This window comes from Actinocrispum sp. NPDC049592, from assembly GCF_040675465.1.
Lineage (GTDB): Bacteria > Actinomycetota > Actinomycetes > Mycobacteriales > Pseudonocardiaceae > Kibdelosporangium.
Genome location: NZ_JBFAPA010000027.1, coordinates 55,988 through 70,054, shown reverse-complemented (window position 1 = coordinate 70,054; position 14,067 = coordinate 55,988). Strand labels below are relative to the sequence as shown.

The 14,067-nt window shown below is 70.4% G+C and carries 16 protein-coding genes; 9 read left to right on the top strand and 7 right to left on the bottom strand.

Annotated elements, in window-relative coordinates; all coding sequences use genetic code 11:
* The first annotated feature begins 3 nt into the window (after window positions 1–3).
* Window positions 4–780 carry an alpha/beta hydrolase gene (locus tag AB0J95_RS47325; RefSeq protein ID WP_364772923.1) on the top strand — a complete coding sequence of 259 codons (777 nt, stop codon included), beginning with the start codon at window positions 4–6 and terminating at the stop codon, window positions 778–780.
* Here the strand turns inward: AB0J95_RS47325 and AB0J95_RS47320 are convergent.
* Window positions 761–1,414: a hypothetical protein gene (locus AB0J95_RS47320; protein ID WP_364772921.1), complete on the bottom strand. Its 654-nt coding sequence runs from the start codon at window positions 1,412–1,414 to the stop codon at window positions 761–763. The genes AB0J95_RS47325 and AB0J95_RS47320 overlap by 20 nt on opposite strands.
* 103 nt (window positions 1,415–1,517) lie before the next feature.
* On the opposite strand from AB0J95_RS47320, the gene AB0J95_RS47315 reads away from it, so the two are divergent.
* From AB0J95_RS47315 to mshC, 3 genes are all read left to right on the top strand, one after another.
* Window positions 1,518–2,006, top strand: a complete 489-nt coding sequence (locus AB0J95_RS47315; protein ID WP_364772920.1) for a SigE family RNA polymerase sigma factor — start codon at window positions 1,518–1,520, stop codon at window positions 2,004–2,006.
* Window positions 2,003–2,386 (top strand): hypothetical protein, encoded by a 384-nt coding sequence (locus AB0J95_RS47310; RefSeq protein ID WP_364772918.1) that lies wholly within the window; start codon window positions 2,003–2,005, stop codon window positions 2,384–2,386. The genes AB0J95_RS47315 and AB0J95_RS47310 overlap by 4 nt, the downstream gene beginning before the upstream one ends.
* Window positions 2,387–2,456: 70 nt before the next feature.
* Window positions 2,457–3,695, top strand: coding sequence for a cysteine--1-D-myo-inosityl 2-amino-2-deoxy-alpha-D-glucopyranoside ligase (mshC, locus tag AB0J95_RS47305; RefSeq protein WP_364772916.1), 1,239 nt, complete (start codon window positions 2,457–2,459; stop codon window positions 3,693–3,695).
* On the opposite strand, the gene AB0J95_RS47300 is transcribed toward mshC, so the two are convergent.
* The 6 genes from AB0J95_RS47300 to AB0J95_RS47275 all read right to left on the bottom strand — a co-directional run bounded on the left by AB0J95_RS47300 (window position 3,692) and on the right by AB0J95_RS47275 (window position 10,952).
* The gene (locus tag AB0J95_RS47300) at window positions 3,692–4,741 is read right to left on the bottom strand and encodes an FAD-dependent monooxygenase (RefSeq protein ID WP_364772915.1); all 1,050 of its coding nucleotides are present in this window, start codon (window positions 4,739–4,741) and stop codon (window positions 3,692–3,694) included. The two genes, mshC and AB0J95_RS47300, sit on opposite strands and share 4 nt — an antisense overlap.
* Window positions 4,738–5,763 carry a methyltransferase gene (locus tag AB0J95_RS47295; RefSeq protein WP_364772913.1) on the bottom strand — a complete coding sequence of 342 codons (1,026 nt, stop codon included), beginning with the start codon at window positions 5,761–5,763 and terminating at the stop codon, window positions 4,738–4,740. Before AB0J95_RS47295 ends, AB0J95_RS47300 begins: the two co-directional genes overlap by 4 nt.
* Window positions 5,760–7,163, bottom strand: coding sequence for an NAD(P)/FAD-dependent oxidoreductase (locus AB0J95_RS47290; protein ID WP_364772911.1), 1,404 nt, complete (start codon window positions 7,161–7,163; stop codon window positions 5,760–5,762). Before AB0J95_RS47290 ends, AB0J95_RS47295 begins: the two co-directional genes overlap by 4 nt.
* Window positions 7,160–8,584 (bottom strand): NAD(P)/FAD-dependent oxidoreductase, encoded by a 1,425-nt coding sequence (locus tag AB0J95_RS47285; protein WP_364772910.1) that lies wholly within the window; start codon window positions 8,582–8,584, stop codon window positions 7,160–7,162. Before AB0J95_RS47285 ends, AB0J95_RS47290 begins: the two co-directional genes overlap by 4 nt.
* 56 nt (window positions 8,585–8,640) lie before the next feature.
* The gene (locus AB0J95_RS47280; RefSeq protein WP_364772909.1) at window positions 8,641–9,825 is read right to left on the bottom strand and encodes a cation:proton antiporter; all 1,185 of its coding nucleotides are present in this window, start codon (window positions 9,823–9,825) and stop codon (window positions 8,641–8,643) included.
* A 212-nt stretch (window positions 9,826–10,037) separates the two neighbouring features.
* The gene (locus tag AB0J95_RS47275) at window positions 10,038–10,952 is read right to left on the bottom strand and encodes a PAC2 family protein (protein WP_364772907.1); all 915 of its coding nucleotides are present in this window, start codon (window positions 10,950–10,952) and stop codon (window positions 10,038–10,040) included.
* A 98-nt stretch (window positions 10,953–11,050) separates the two neighbouring features.
* Between AB0J95_RS47275 and AB0J95_RS47270 the strand changes: the two genes are divergently transcribed.
* From AB0J95_RS47270 to AB0J95_RS47250, 5 genes are all read left to right on the top strand, one after another.
* The gene (locus tag AB0J95_RS47270; protein WP_364772905.1) at window positions 11,051–11,710 is read left to right on the top strand and encodes an HAD family phosphatase; all 660 of its coding nucleotides are present in this window, start codon (window positions 11,051–11,053) and stop codon (window positions 11,708–11,710) included.
* 41 nt (window positions 11,711–11,751) lie between these two features.
* Window positions 11,752–11,925, top strand: a complete 174-nt coding sequence (locus AB0J95_RS47265; protein ID WP_364772903.1) for a hypothetical protein — start codon at window positions 11,752–11,754, stop codon at window positions 11,923–11,925.
* An 82-nt stretch (window positions 11,926–12,007) separates the two neighbouring features.
* On the top strand, window positions 12,008–12,271 hold the full coding sequence (locus AB0J95_RS47260; protein ID WP_364772901.1) for a phosphoribosyl-ATP diphosphatase: 264 nt from the start codon (window positions 12,008–12,010) through the stop codon (window positions 12,269–12,271).
* Window positions 12,272–12,282: 11 nt separating this feature from the next.
* Window positions 12,283–13,128, top strand: coding sequence for an ATP phosphoribosyltransferase (gene hisG / locus AB0J95_RS47255; RefSeq protein ID WP_364772899.1), 846 nt, complete (start codon window positions 12,283–12,285; stop codon window positions 13,126–13,128).
* 43 nt (window positions 13,129–13,171) lie between these two features.
* The gene (locus AB0J95_RS47250) at window positions 13,172–14,029 is read left to right on the top strand and encodes a RecB family exonuclease (RefSeq protein WP_364772897.1); all 858 of its coding nucleotides are present in this window, start codon (window positions 13,172–13,174) and stop codon (window positions 14,027–14,029) included.
* Window positions 14,030–14,067: the final 38 nt, after the last annotated feature.

Here is a 14,067-nt window from a genome sequence, read left to right as displayed (position 1 = left end):
GGCGTGAGCTCACCATTGTTCGTCCACGAGTTCGGTCCCGCCGACGGCCGCCCGTTGCTGGCGTTGCACGGCCTGACCGGCCACGGCGCCCGCTGGCGCCGGTTCGCCGCGACGCACCTGCCCGGCTGGCGCGTGATCGCCCCGGACCTGCGGGGGCACGGCGGGTCGACGTGGAACCCGCCGTGGACGCTGGAGACGTTCGCGCAGGACGTGCTCGCCGTGCTGGACGATCTGGGGCTGGGGCCGGTGCCGGTGATGGGCCACTCGTTCGGCGGCGCGATCGCGGTGTACCTCGCCCGGCTGGCCCCGGACCGGATCAGCAAGGTGATCCTGGCCGACCCCGCCATCGGCCTGGACCCCGCGGAGTCGTTGCAGGACGCGGAGGACGCCCGGACCGAGGACGTCTACGCGACCCTGGACGAGGCCCGCGCGGCCCAGGCCGAGCGGTGGCCGTTCGCCAGCGAGGAGCAGCTGTCCGACGAACTGGGCGACGGCATGCACCAGAACACCGAGGACGGCACCTGGCGGCGGCGCTACTCCCCGGCGATGGGCGTGACCGCTTGGAGCGAGATGGCCCGCCCGCTGGTCACCCCGCCCGCGTCCATCCCGACCCTGCTGGTGCCGGCCAAGGGCGCGGACTTCGTGACGTTCGAGCACATCGAGGCGTTCCGGGCCGCGCTCGGCGACAGCCTGACCGTGCGCGAGATGGACTGCGGCCACCTCGTCTACCTGGAGCACCCCGAGCAGTACGCGGGCATTCTCAACGCTTTCCTTGACTGACACCGGCTACGAGCGCCAAGGCGTGCTCGCGGCCCGGGCAGGGGCGGGCGTCCCCGCCGAACGGGAATGTGCTGATGTCCAGCCGTACCACCGTTCCGGCGGGGATCGTGACCCCGTCGATCTCGGCGTCCCGCAGCGCCTGGCGCCGGGTGAACCGGACCGGGGGCTCGCCCGGGCTGGTGATCATGGCGGCCGTCGCCGCGTACGCCTGGATCAGCAGGCCGATCCGGTTGGCCAGCACCTCGGGTTCGGCGGGCGGGGCGAGTTTCACCAGGGTGGCCACGGCCTCGTCGGGTTCGGCACCGCCGTGGTACGCCGCCGCCACCTCACGGACCGCTTCCAGGGCCGCGGGCACGTCGGTGAAGCCCAAAGTCCCGGCCAGCACGGCGGTCGGCACGTCTTCAGGGTCCACTGTGGACTCCGCGGCTCGCTTTCGGAGGACCGCCGGATCGAGGGCGGCGAGGTCCCGCTCGACCAGCGCCCGGCGCCTCGCGTGCGTCTCGCCGCTGCTGAACCGGACCACCGACGACCGTAGCCAGCGCATGGTGCCCATCGGCCCGGGCTCGGGTGGTGGCGGCGCGAACCGCGGGTCGGCGATGATGGCCTGCACGGTCCTGGGGTCGGCTATGTCCATGCCGTGACGCTAGAGCCGGAACGTTTCGGCCGCGGCCGCACTGTCCGGGCAACCTCCCAGCGGTCCCACCTCGTACTCATGGCCGAGGCGAGAGGAGCTGCCGATGGGGGACCAGGACGACGAGTTCGCCGATTTCGTCCGGTCACGGATGGCCGCGCTGCGGCGGACGGCGTTCCTGCTGTGCGGGGACTGGCACAAGGCCGAGGACCTGGTGCAGAACGCGCTGCTCAAGGCGTTCCGGGCGTGGGCACGCGTGCGGCCCGGCGAGCAGGACGCGTACGTCCGCAAGGTGCTCGTGCGGGTGGCGATCGACGACTCGCGCCGGTTCTGGCACCGCGAAACGGCGGCCGGGGACCTGCCGGACACGCCGACGTCCGTCGTGGACACCGACGAGTCGATGGACGTCCGCCGGGCACTGGCCGCCCTGCCGGTCCGGCAACGCGCCGCCGTCGTGCTGCGGTACTGGGAGGACCTCCCGGTCGAGGAGGTCGGGCGCCTGCTCGGCTGCGCGCCCGGCACCGTCAAGAGCCAGTGCGCCAAGGGCCTCGCCACGCTTCGCCGAACACTGCTGGTGCTGGAGGAGACCGAATGAACGAGAACATCGAGGCCCGCCAGTTGCTGGAGCGAGCCCTGGGCACCGAGCCGGAGCTCGGCCTGGACGCCGGGAAGGTGCTGGCCCTCGCGCGCCGCGAGGCCGTCTACCGCCGTTCGACGATGCTCGGTGGAGCGGCCGTCGGCGTCGCCGCGGTCGCAGTCGCCGCCGTCTTCATCACCGCACCCCGCCCACCCGCCGGCTTCGGCCCCGCCACCCCGCCCTCACCAGCGAACTGCGGGGCCTCGGTCAGCCCGAGCGAGCCCCCGTCGACAACCCTCTCCAGCCGGCCGCCGACCACGAGCCACCGCAGCCCAACACCGCCAACAGCCGCCGTGAGCGGGCCGCCCTCGGTGGCAGGGATGTGCTTGGCGAAGTAGGGGGCGCTATCGCCGGTCTCACCCTCTGAACGGTCTTCCGGTTCGGCGAATGCCGATTAACCTGGCGGACATGCAGACTTGGGCATCCACACCGGTTCCTAGGGTCGCGGGCACCCCGCGTCCGTTGCGGCTCTACGACACTGCGGCCGGTGAGGTGCGGCCCACCGCCCCCGGATCCACCGCGGGCCTGTATGTCTGCGGGATCACCCCGTATGACGCCACCCACCTGGGGCACGCCGCCACCTATCTGGCGTTCGACCTGGTGCACCGGCAGTGGCTGGACAACGGGCACGACGTGAACTACGTGCAGAACGTCACCGACATCGACGATCCCCTGCTGGAGCGGGCCGAGCGCGACCAGGACGACTGGGTCGTGCTCGGCATGCGGGAGACGGCGCTGTTCCGCGAGGACATGGTGGCGCTGCGGGTGCTGCCGCCCCGGTCGTACATCGGCGCGGTGGAGTCCATCCCGGAGATCACCGAGGCCATCGCGAAGCTGCTGGCCGGCGGGCACGCCTACCGCGTCGACGACGCCGAGCACCCGGACATCTACTTCGACCACACCGCCACCGGCCGGTTCGGCTACGAGTCCCAGTACCCGGCCGAGACCATGCTGGAACTGTTCGCCGAGCGGGGCGGCGACCCGGACCGGCCGGGCAAGCGGCACCCGCTGGACGCGCTGCTGTGGCGGGTCGAGCGGCCGGGGGAGCCGTCATGGGAGAGCGAGCTCGGGGCCGGCCGCCCCGGCTGGCACGTGGAGTGCTCGGTGATCGCGCTCAACCGGCTCGGGACGGCCTTCGACGTGCAGGGCGGCGGCTCCGACCTGGTGTTCCCGCACCACGAGAACAGCGCCGCGCACGCCGAGGCGCTCACCGGCGAGCACCCGTTCGCCCGGCACTACGTGCACGCGGGCATGATCGGGCTGGACGGGGAGAAGATGTCCAAGTCCAAGGGCAACCTGGTGTTCGTGTCCCGGCTGCGGGCCGACCAGGTCGACCCGATGGCCGTGCGGCTGGCGTTGTTCGCCGGTCACTACCGGTCGGACCGGGCGTGGACCCGGCAACTGCTCGACGAGGGCATCCACCGCTTGGGCCGGTGGCGCGACGCGGCGCTGCTGGACACCGGTCCCACGGCGACCGACACCATCGCCCGGTTGCGTGACCACCTGTCCAACGACCTCGACACCCCGTCGGCGTTGCTGGCCGTGGACGCCTGGGCCAACGAGGCCCTCGCGGGCCGCGGCAGCGACCCGACCGGTCCGACCGACCTGCGGGACGCCGTAGACGCTCTGCTGGGCATCGACCTCTAAGCCGTCCCGGTGTAGGCGCGGGCGAACCAGCCGGGTGACTCGACCAGGTCGGTCACCCGGTTCACCCGCATCCGGTAGTCGGCCTCGATGTCCGCGCGGGGCAGCTGCAGGGGAGTGTTGACCAGGGCTAACAGCCAGTCGGCGAACGTGACCGCGCGCCAGACGTCCGGCAGACGGGCGGCGGTGTAGTCGACGTCCCCGTGGATCAGCGCCCGGGCCAGGGTGTGCGCGTCGGCGATGGCCAGGTTCATCCCTTTGCCGCCGGTGGGCGGCAGGATGTGCGCCGCGTCCCCGGCCAGGTAGACGTCACCGTGCCGCATGGGCTCCGTGACCTGGGTGCTCAGGTCCAGGATCGCCCGGTGCAGGACTCGTCCGGGCGTCGTCCCAGGCAGGCGCCGGGCCAGCAAGGTCCAGATCTTGTCCTCGTTCCAGGACAACGGGTTCTCATCGGGTGAGCACTGGAGGTAGAACCGCGACTGGCCTTCCGTGCGCGGCATCTGCCCGGCGAACCCGTCCGGATGCAGCCCGTAGACCAGCCCGGTCGCCGGGACGTCGGCCACCACCGTGAGCCAGCGGTACGGGTACTGTCGCGTGTGGACGGTCGCATTCCGGGGCAGGCCGATGCTGGGATTGCCGTCGCAGCAGGCCACAATGGACCCTGGCGGCGGTTCGTCCACCGTGGTGCCGAACCGCAGATCGCCGCCCGCCTTGCCGAACGCCTCGATCAGGTCGCGGACCAGAAGCTGCTGCGGGTACACGTAATGCCCGATCCCGCCGGTGTGTTCGGCGTACGGGACCACGAAACTCTCATCCCCGGCCCGGAACTCACAGCTGGTTTGCGTCGTTCCGTTGCCCAGCAAGCCATCGGCCAGGCCGAGGCGTTCCAGGATCAGCCGGGTCCGATGATCGGTGATCCCGGCCCGCGCCCGGTTCTCCACGTGCGACCGGTCTCGGCGTTCCATGATCACGCAGTCCACACCGGCCTGGAGCAAGGCGTTGCCCAGCACCAGGCCGGCCGGACCGGCGCCGACGATCAGGACCGTCATCCGACCGTTCCGACGATGACCCCATTCGCGCTGAGGCCGTGCACGTCGACCCGGGTGACGTCGGTGCAGCCGACCTCACGTAGCCACCTCGTGTACTCGGCGCCGGTGTAGTTCCAGCCACGCTGGGTCTCCACCAGCATCAGCAGGTTGAACATGGCCGCGGGCACCGGGCCGGTCTTGTCGTCGTCCATCAGCAGTTCGCTGATGATGATCCGGCCGCCGGACGGCAGCGCGGCCCGCACCCGGCGCAGGATCGACAGGTCCTCCTGCTCGCTCCAGTCGTGCATCACGGAGGACAGCAACGCCACGTCGTGCCCGGCCGGCAGGTCGTCGGTGAAGAAATCGCCGCCCACACACGTGATCCGGTCGCTCAGCCCGGCCTCGGCGATCCGCTCGGTGGTCTGCTCGCACACGAACGGCAGGTCGAACACGGTCGCGGTGAGGTCCGGGTACGCGCGGCACAGCTCGATCGTGTACGCCGCACCGCCACCACCGACGTCGAGCAACCGCCGGACGCCCGAGAAGTCGTACGCCTCGGCCAAGGCGCGAGCGGTGAACACGGCCAGCGAATGCATGCCCCGCCAGAACAACTCGACCATCTTCGGGTCACCGGCGTCGAAAATGGACTCCTGGACCCTCGGATCCCAAGTGGTGGGCTGGTTCTCCTCGACCGCCTCGGCCAGCCGCATCCAGCCGCCGTAGGCCCGTCCGTCGAGCATCATCAGGTAGTCGCCGAAGTAGTACCGGCCACCGGGCACGAGGTAGAGCCCGGCCAGCGCCGAGTTGCCGTACCGGTCGCCGTTCTTGACCAGCAGGCCGAGGCTCACACACCCGGTGAGCAGCATCTCCGCCGGCCGGGGGTGCAGGCCTTTCCTGGTGGCGAACTCGGCGGCGGTCAGGGCGCCCTGCTCATCGATCAACGCGAACAGCCCCAGGCGGACCGCGACGGACAGCGTCTTGGCCACGAACAGCCCGGAGCTGAGTTCCATCAACGGCAACGGGCTGGGGGTGGTGGCGGTCATGAGGCGCTCCCGTGGCGGTAGAGGCCGAGCCGTGGCTCGGTGGTGATGCGGATGTCGCCCATGGCGGTGTCCGGGCCGAGCGGGTCTCGCCAGATGTTCCACACCGGCGACATGTCGATCCCGCCCATGTACCGCTCGTTCGGCCGGGTAACGTCCTCGGCCGCCTCGAGAATCGCCGCTGTGGCGACCCTTGCCGTGCTCCCGGACGCCTCGCGCACGTCGGTCAGCCCCGCGGTGATCTTGGTGAAAGACTGCACCGGCTGGTCGCCGTCGTCGTGCACAAGGCGTTGGGACTGGCCGAAGTAGTCGTCGGTGCCGATGTAGTCGCGGTACATCCGGGTGACCAGCACCAGCATCCGGGAGTACGCGCGGCGGTAGGTGTAGTCGAAGAACGCCAAGGCATCCGGCTCGGGCATCTCGCCGCGCAGCGTGGTCGCGACCGCGGCGGCGCCCACCATCGCGCTGTACTGCGCCAGGTGCACACCTGTGGACAGCAACGGGTCCAGGAAGGCCGCCGCGTCGCCGATGATCACATAGCCCGGCCCGCAGAACCGTTCGGCCACATAGGAGTACTCCTGCTCGACCCGGACCTGCCCCTCGAACTTTGCTCCTTGCAACAGGTTCCGCAGCTGCTCAGGCGCGTGGACCATGTCCAGGTAGTAGTCGGCGACCGAGTCGTAGTGGCTGCGCTGCTCGGCGAACCGGTTCTTGTGCGTGACCAGGCCGACGCTCCACCGGTCGCCGGACAACGGGATGTGCCAGTACCAGCCGTCGGGGGAGGAGACGACGTTGATCGCGCCCTCCGGGCTGCCTGGCAGCAGCCGTGCGCCCGTCCAGTATCCCCACACGCCGACGTTCTGGAACTGCGCGTGCGGGGTGCGCATGTCGAAGTGTTTCCTGGCCAGCACACCGTTGCGGCCGGACGCGTCGACGAGGAAGTCGAACGACGTCGTGTGCGTGGTGCCGTGCCGGGTCCACTCGACCGACACCGGCCGGTCACCGTCGAACACCACCCGCCGGACGCCTGCCTCCTCGACCACGGTCGCGCCCTGGTCGGCGGCGTTGCGCAGCAGGATGTCGTCGTAGCTGGCGCGGTCGACCTGCCAGGACCACGCGTCGGGGTCGACCAGCTTGCGCCAGTCCAGCAGCCATTCGTCGTCGTCCCAATGGAAAACGGCCCCGCGCTTGACGGTGAACCCGGCGGCCTTGACCTTGTCGAACGCGCCGGACAGCCGCAGCGTTGGCAGGCAGGACGCCAGCAGCGACTCGCCGATGTGGTAGCGCGGGAACACCTCCCGTTCCAGCAGGACGACGGTGAAACCGTTGCGCGCCAACATGGCCGCGGCCGTCGACCCGGCCGGGCCGCCACCGATGACGAGGACGTCGGCGTGCTCGCTCATACCGCCGACTCCACGCGCTCGTCCACCGGGACGCGTTGCAGGCCGAGGCGGGGCTCGGTAACGAGGCGGAACTCCACGGACTCGGCGTCCCGCAACGGGTTCTCCAGCACCGAGGAGAAGTCCGGCATGCCCGGCCCGCCCTCCTCGCCGGAGACGAACCGCTGCTGGATCCGCATGGCCTCGTCCACCAGCCGCTCGGTGAGGATCCGGGTGGACGCGTCGGTGGCCTCGCGCATGTCCGACACCCCGGCGATGATCTCCACAAAGGACAGTGAGTCGGCCTGTCCCGGTGTGGCGGTGCCGACCAGGCGGTCGGAGGTGTGGAAGAAGCCGTCCTTGCCCAGGTAACGCTCGTACATCACGCTGACCAGCGCCAGCAGCCGGGTGTAGGCGCGGCGGTAGGCGTGCTCGAAGTAGGCCGTGGCGTCCTCTTCGGACACTTCACCGCGGGCCACCGAGGCGATGCTGGCGGCGGCGTTGAAGGCGCTGTACACCGCGAGGTGCACGCCCGAGGACAGCAGCGGGTCCAGGAAGCAGGCAGCGTCCCCGACGATCAGGTAGCCCGGTCCGCTGAACCGGCCGCTGACGTACGAATAGTCGGTCTCCACCCTGGCGTGGCCCTGGTAGTTCGCGCCGTCGACCAGGTCGTGTACGGCCTCCGACTCGTCGAGCAGCTCGCGGTAGATCGACTCCACCGAGTCGTGCCGGGCGTTGCGCGCCGCGAAGTCGTCCTTGCCGGTGACGAAGCCGATGCTGGTCCGCCCGCCGCTCAACGGGATGATCCAGTACCAGCCCTCGGGCGAGGAGATGATGTTGATCCCGCCGGTCGGCGTGCCCGGCAGCACCTTCGCGCCCTCCCAGTAGCCCCAGATCGCCACGTTGCGCAGGTTGCGGTGCGGGTAGCGGTCCTGGAAGTGGCGTGCGCTGAGCAGGCCCGCGCGGCCGGTCGCGTCGATCAGGTAGTCGAAGTCGTCGATGGTGAACTCGCCGTCCGGTCCCGCGCAGTGCACTGCCGTTGGCCGCTGCCCGGTGAACACGACTTCCTTTGCCGCGACGCCCATCGAGACGTCGGCGCCGCTGCTTTTGGCGTGGTCCAACAGCAACGCGTCGAACTCGCCGCGGTCGACCTGCCAGGACCGGGCGTTGATCTGCGCGCCCCAGTCGAACACCCAGCTGTCGGCGTCCCAGCGGATCACGCCGCCGTGCTTGGCCACGAACCCGGCCGAGTCCAGCTTCGCCGCCACGCCGATCTGCTCGAAGATGGTCCGGCAGGACGGGGTGAGCGACTCGCCGATGTGGTAGCGCGGGAACTGCGCGGCCTCGATCAACCGCACGCAGACGCCCTGCTGGGCCAGCGCGGCCGCCGCGACCGAGCCGGCCGGCCCGCCGCCGACCACGAGAACCCGTGTGTTCTTGGTCATCACAAAGAAACCCCTTGTTCTGTCTGGAAAATGTCAGTCCTATGTGGACGTTGTGACTACGCGGGCAGGAACGCCGGATCGCCGCGCCGCATCAGCGGGCTCAGCAACGGGCCGGTCATCGCGGTGGTGACCAGCGCCATGACCACCAGCAGCGAGTACAGCCGGACGTCCAGGACCCCGATCTGCAGGCCGACGGCGAGCACGATCAGCTCGGTCAGGCCGCGGGTGTTCATCAGCACCGCGAGCACGGCCGCGTCGCGGGGCGTCTGCTTGCGCAGCCGGGCGCCGAGGTAGGCGCCGGCGATCTTGCCGCCGATCGCGACCAGCAGGATCAGCCCGAGCTGCCACAGCCCGTCGGTGCTCAGCCCGGACAGGTCGGCGTTCAGCCCGGAGACCACGAAGAAGACCGGCAGCAGCAGCGCGGTGCCGAACGTCTCCACCCGCTCGTGCACCGCCGCGGTCACCCCGCTGCGGGGCATGACCAGGCCGAAGGCGAACGCGCCGAAGATGAAGTGCAGCCCCATCCACTCCGTCGCGCTCGCTGAGACCAGCAGCCCGGCCATGGCCAGGACCAGGCCGCTGGTCGTCGGAGGCAGCCTGCGCAGCAACGGCCGCACGGCGAAGACCAGGAGCAGCAGGTACGGGATCAGCAGCGCGGCCCGCCACTGGTCCTGTTGTGTGCCGGTCACCGTGATCACCACGGCCAGGACGCACCACGCGATCACGTCACCGACGGCCGCGGCCAGCAGCGCCAGCCCGCCGATCCGGGTCCGGCTGAGCTCCCGGTCCCGGAGAATCCTTGCCAGCACTGGGAAAGCGGTGATGGCCATGGCGGTGCCGAGGAACAGCGCGGACCCGGGCATCCGCGCATCCGGGCCGCCGATCAGGTACGCCGCGCCGAACCCGAGACCGAACGGCACCAGGATCGAGCCCAGCGCCACCGTCAGCGCGCTGGCCGAGTCGCGCCGCAGCAGCCGGTGGTCGACCTCGAGGCCGACGATGAACATGAACACCGCGACCCCGACGTTCGCCAGCGCGGCGATCATCGGCCGCACATCGACGGGGAACACAGCCCTGGCCACGACACCGTGGAAGAACGTCGGCCCCAGCAGGATGCCCGCCGCCATCTCGCCCACCACCCGCGGCTGGCGCAGCCGCCGGGCGAGCACGCCCGCGGCCCTCGTGACCACGAGGACCACGGCGAGCCCGAGCAGGAGGAAGACGGCCTGGTGCGAGGTCATGGTGGGCGAGGTTCTCCGGGTGGATTCGACGCGAGATCGATCAAAAGTGCTGTGAATCCACGTTAACCACGGATGACCAGGCAATGGGCGGCGCGAATCAGCCAGCAACCGGCCGTTACGCGGGGCGCGTTCCGGTGAAGCCGCTGGTACGCGGGAACGAAACCAGCCACCGGCGCGGGCGCCGGTGGCTGGAATGTGTCGGGGTTACGCGGTCAGCTCGACGACGGGCGAGGGCCTCGGCCGGGTCCCGGCCCGGGGCCCGGGCCGCCCGGACGGCGGCGGCGCAGGTAGCGCTCGAACTCCGCGGCGATGGCGTCGCCGCTGGTCTCGTTCAGGGTGATCTGGGCGTCGCCGCGCTCCTCGAGGGCGCGGACGTAGTTGGACACGTCCTCGTCCTCCTCGGCCATCTCGCTGACCGTGCGCTGCCACTCCTCGGCCTGCTCGGGCAGGGCGCCCAGCGGGACCTCGACGTCCAGCACCTCCTCGACCCGGTGCAGCAGCGCCAGGGTCGCCTTGGGCGACGGCGGCTGGGACACGTAGTGCGGCACCGCGGCCCACAGCGTGATCGCCGGGATGCCGGCCTGTACGCACACGTCCTGCAGCACGCCGATGATCCCGGTCGGGCCCTGGTAGCGGGAGTTCTCCAGGCCGAACCGGGCGGCCGACGCGGCGTCGTACGCGGTCCCGGTGACCGGGACGGGCCGGGTGTGCGGGGTGTCGGCGAGCATCGACCCGAGGGTGACGACCGTGGTCACGCCGAGGCGCTCGATGTGCTCCAGCAGCTCCGCGCAGAACTTCCGCCAGCGCATGTTCGGTTCGATGCCGTGCACCAGGACGATGTCGCGGCCCGAGCCGGGCGGCCGGCAGGTGGACAGCCGGGTGGTCGGCCACTCCACGCGCCGGGTGACCCCGTCCACCAGGCGGACTGTGGGTCTCGTCACCTGGAAGTCGTAGTAGTCGTCCGGGTCGATGTCCGCCAGCGGGGTGGCGTCCCAGGTCAGCTGCAGGTGCTCGACCGCCGTACTCGCTGCGTCCCCCGCGTCGTTCCAGCCTTCAAAGGCGGCCACCAGTACCGGGTCGACCAGGCGGGGCTGTTCGGCGGGCGTCTGCGAGTCGTGATCGGTCACTTGCCAAGCCTACGACCCCACACCCCCACCTGGACTACCTGTCGAGGTCGTGTCGGATCGTAGGGTGGGGTTGTGACCGCCCTGAGGATGGAGGACCTGTGAGACGAGTGCCGGACGCCGTGTTGTGGGACATGGACGGCACCCTGATCGACTCGGAGAAGCTGTGGGACATCGGCCTGCACGAGCTGGCGGCGCAGCTGGGCGGCGTGCTCACGCAGGAGACCCGCGACGCGGTGGTCGGCTCGAACATGGACAACACCATGATCGTGATGTTCACGTCGCTGGGGCTGGAGCTGGAGAAGACGGCCATGGACAAGGCGGGCGTCTGGCTGGGTGAGCGCACAGCCGAGTTGTTCCGCCAAGGCGTGCCGTGGCGGCCGGGAGCGCGCGAGGCCCTGGAGTCACTCAAGGCCCACGACGTCCCCATGGCCCTCGTGACCTCCACCGAGCGGTCGCTGACCGAGATCGCGCTGGACAGCATCGGCCGCGACTACTTCCGGGCGAGCATCTGCGGCGACGAGGTCAACGGCCACAACAAACCCGACCCCACCCCGTACCTGATGGGCGCCTCACAGCTGGGCCTGCCAGCGAGTCGTTGCGTGGCCGTGGAGGACTCCCTGATGGGCATGCGTTCGGCCGTGGCCGCGGGCTGCACCGTGCTGGTGGTCCCCGCCGAAGTCCCCATCGCCCCCGGCCCCGCCTGGACCGTCCGCGAAACCCTCGAAGGCGTGGACGCCTACACCCTCGGCGCGCTCTGACCCATCGGTCGCCCGCGCAGTTCGCCGACCACTCGGCCGAGGTGGTCGCCGAACTCCGGATGGGCCTCGATGATCTCGGCAAGCCGATCGACCGTTCGGAGCTCCCGCACCGCGCGGGCGAGCTCCGCCGCGGCCTCGGCGTCGAGCGGACACGTCTCGAAGACGTCCGCGATCCGGTCGGCGATTCGCGTGTTCTGCCCGCCAGGGCTCCCTGATCCCGCGGATCAAGGCTATCGGCGGGCGCCTGTATCGGATGTCACTCGATCGGTTGACCGGGCGGGATGGAAGGATCGGGGTGTGAAGACGTTCGACGAGCTGTTCGCCGAACTCAGCGATCGCGCGAAGAACCGGCCGGCTGGGTCGGGGACGGTGGCGGCGCTGGATGCGGGTGTGCACGCGCAGGGCAAGAAGGTGCTGGAAGAGGCGGGCGAGGTCTGGATCGCCGCCGAGCATGAGGACGACGAGCATCTGGCCGAGGAGGTCTCCCAGCTGCTCTACCGGGTCCAGGTGCTGATGATCGGCCGGGGCCTGACCCTCGAAGACGTCTACCGGTACCTCTAGGAGTTCCCAGAATGTTGCGTGTGGCCGTGCCGAACAAGGGCGCGCTGGCTGTCGCCGCGTCGGAGATGCTGATCGAGGCCGGGTACCGGCAGCGCGCCGAGCAGCGCGACCTGACGGTGCTCGACCCGGGCAACGACATCGAGTTCTTCTTCCTGCGCCCCAAGGACATCGCCGCGTATGTCGGCTCCGGCGACCTCGACCTGGGGATCACCGGCCGCGACCTGGCGCTGGACTCCGGCGCCCCGGTGGGGGAGCTGCTGGGTCTGGGGTTCGGCGGTTCGACGTTCCGGTACGCCGCTCCGGCAGGCACCGACTGGACGGTCGCGCAGCTCGACGGCAAGCGCCTGGCGACCGCGTACCCCCGGCTGGTGAAGGACGATCTGGCCAGGCACGGCATCAAGGCCGACGTCATCCGCCTTGATGGCGCCGTCGAGATCTCCGTGCAGCTCGGTCTGGCCGACGCGATCGCCGATGTGGTGGGTTCCGGCCGCACGCTGCGTCAGCACAACCTGGTGGCGTTCGGCGAACCGATCTGTGTGTCCGAGGCGGTGCTGATCAACCGCCGCGATGTCGCCCCATCGGCGGACGCCGAGCAGCTCAAGGCGCGGTTGCAGGGCGTGGTGTTCGCCCAGCAGTACATGATGCTCGACTACGACTGCCCCAAGGCGCTGCTGGACGAGGCCCTGCGGGTCACGCCCGGCCTGGAGTCGCCGACCGTGGCGCCGCTGGCCAACCCGGAGTGGGTGGCGGTGCGCGCGATGGTGCCGCGCAAGCGGGCGAACCCGGTGATGGACGAGCTGTCCGCGATCGGCGCCAAGGCCATCCTCGCGTCGGACATCCGGTTCTGCCGCCTGTGAGGCGTCCCCGGAATTGTCGTACCCCTCCTTTACTGTTCGGGGCGTGACGGTGACTGAGGAAGTACAGGTCCGGCGGCGGCCGGCGTTGTCCCCTTCCCGTGCGAGTGACTTCAAGCAGTGCCCGCTGCTCTACCGCTTCCGGGCGGTCGACCGGCTGCCGGAGACCCCGAGCCTGGCCCAGGTCCGGGGGACTGTCGTGCACGCGGTGCTGGAACAGCTGTACGCCCTGCCCGCGTCCGACCGTGTCCCGGCCAAGGCCCATGAACTGCTGCAACCCACCTGGGCGAGACTCAGCGAGGAAGCCCCGGAGCTGGCCGGGCTGTTCGCCGAGACCTCCCTGGATGACTGGCTGGCCTCGGCCGACGAGTTAATCGACGGCTACTTCACCCTGGAGGACCCGCGCCGCCTGGAGCCGGAGGCGTGCGAGCTGCTGGTGGAGGCCGAGCTGCCCTCCGGCGTGCTGCTGCGCGGCTACATCGACCGCCTCGACGTGGCGCCGACCGGCGAGATCCGCGTCGTGGACTACAAGACCGGCGCCGCGCCGCGCGAGATCGGCGAGGCGAAGGCCCTGTTCCAGATGAAGTTCTACGCCCTCGTGCTGTGGCGGCTGCGCGGGGTCGTGCCGCGCCAGCTGCGCCTGATGTACCTCGCCGACCGCCAGTCGCTGGCCTACCAGCCCGACGAGGCCGAGCTGACCCGGTTCGAACGCACCCTCGACGCCATCTGGCAGGCCGTCATGCGCGCGGCCAAGACCGGTGACTTCCGCCCCAACAAGAGCCGCCTCTGCGACTACTGCGACCACAAGGCCTTCTGCCCCGAGTTCGGCGGCACCCCGCCGGAGTACCCCGGTTGGCCAGAACCGGACCCCGGCATCGAGACGGTGCTCGACCGCGCGGACTAGCAGTACCGAACCACCCGGGTGGACCGATGAGTTTTCCT

Excerpts from the sequence above, each read along its gene's own strand:
- AB0J95_RS47320 (WP_364772921.1), bottom strand. The coding sequence starts at position 1,414 with ATGGACATAGCCGACCCCAGGACCGTGCAGGCCATCATCGCCGACCCG.
- AB0J95_RS47315 (WP_364772920.1), top strand. The coding sequence starts at position 1,518 with ATGGGGGACCAGGACGACGAGTTCGCCGATTTCGTCCGGTCACGGATG.
- AB0J95_RS47310 (WP_364772918.1), top strand. The coding sequence starts at position 2,003 with ATGAACGAGAACATCGAGGCCCGCCAGTTGCTGGAGCGAGCCCTGGGC.
- mshC (WP_364772916.1), top strand. The coding sequence starts at position 2,457 with ATGCAGACTTGGGCATCCACACCGGTTCCTAGGGTCGCGGGCACCCCG.
- AB0J95_RS47300 (WP_364772915.1), bottom strand. The coding sequence starts at position 4,741 with ATGACGGTCCTGATCGTCGGCGCCGGTCCGGCCGGCCTGGTGCTGGGC.
- AB0J95_RS47295 (WP_364772913.1), bottom strand. The coding sequence starts at position 5,763 with ATGACCGCCACCACCCCCAGCCCGTTGCCGTTGATGGAACTCAGCTCC.
- AB0J95_RS47290 (WP_364772911.1), bottom strand. The coding sequence starts at position 7,163 with ATGAGCGAGCACGCCGACGTCCTCGTCATCGGTGGCGGCCCGGCCGGG.
- AB0J95_RS47285 (WP_364772910.1), bottom strand. The coding sequence starts at position 8,584 with ATGACCAAGAACACACGGGTTCTCGTGGTCGGCGGCGGGCCGGCCGGC.
- AB0J95_RS47280 (WP_364772909.1), bottom strand. The coding sequence starts at position 9,825 with ATGACCTCGCACCAGGCCGTCTTCCTCCTGCTCGGGCTCGCCGTGGTC.
- hisG (WP_364772899.1), top strand. The coding sequence starts at position 12,283 with ATGTTGCGTGTGGCCGTGCCGAACAAGGGCGCGCTGGCTGTCGCCGCG.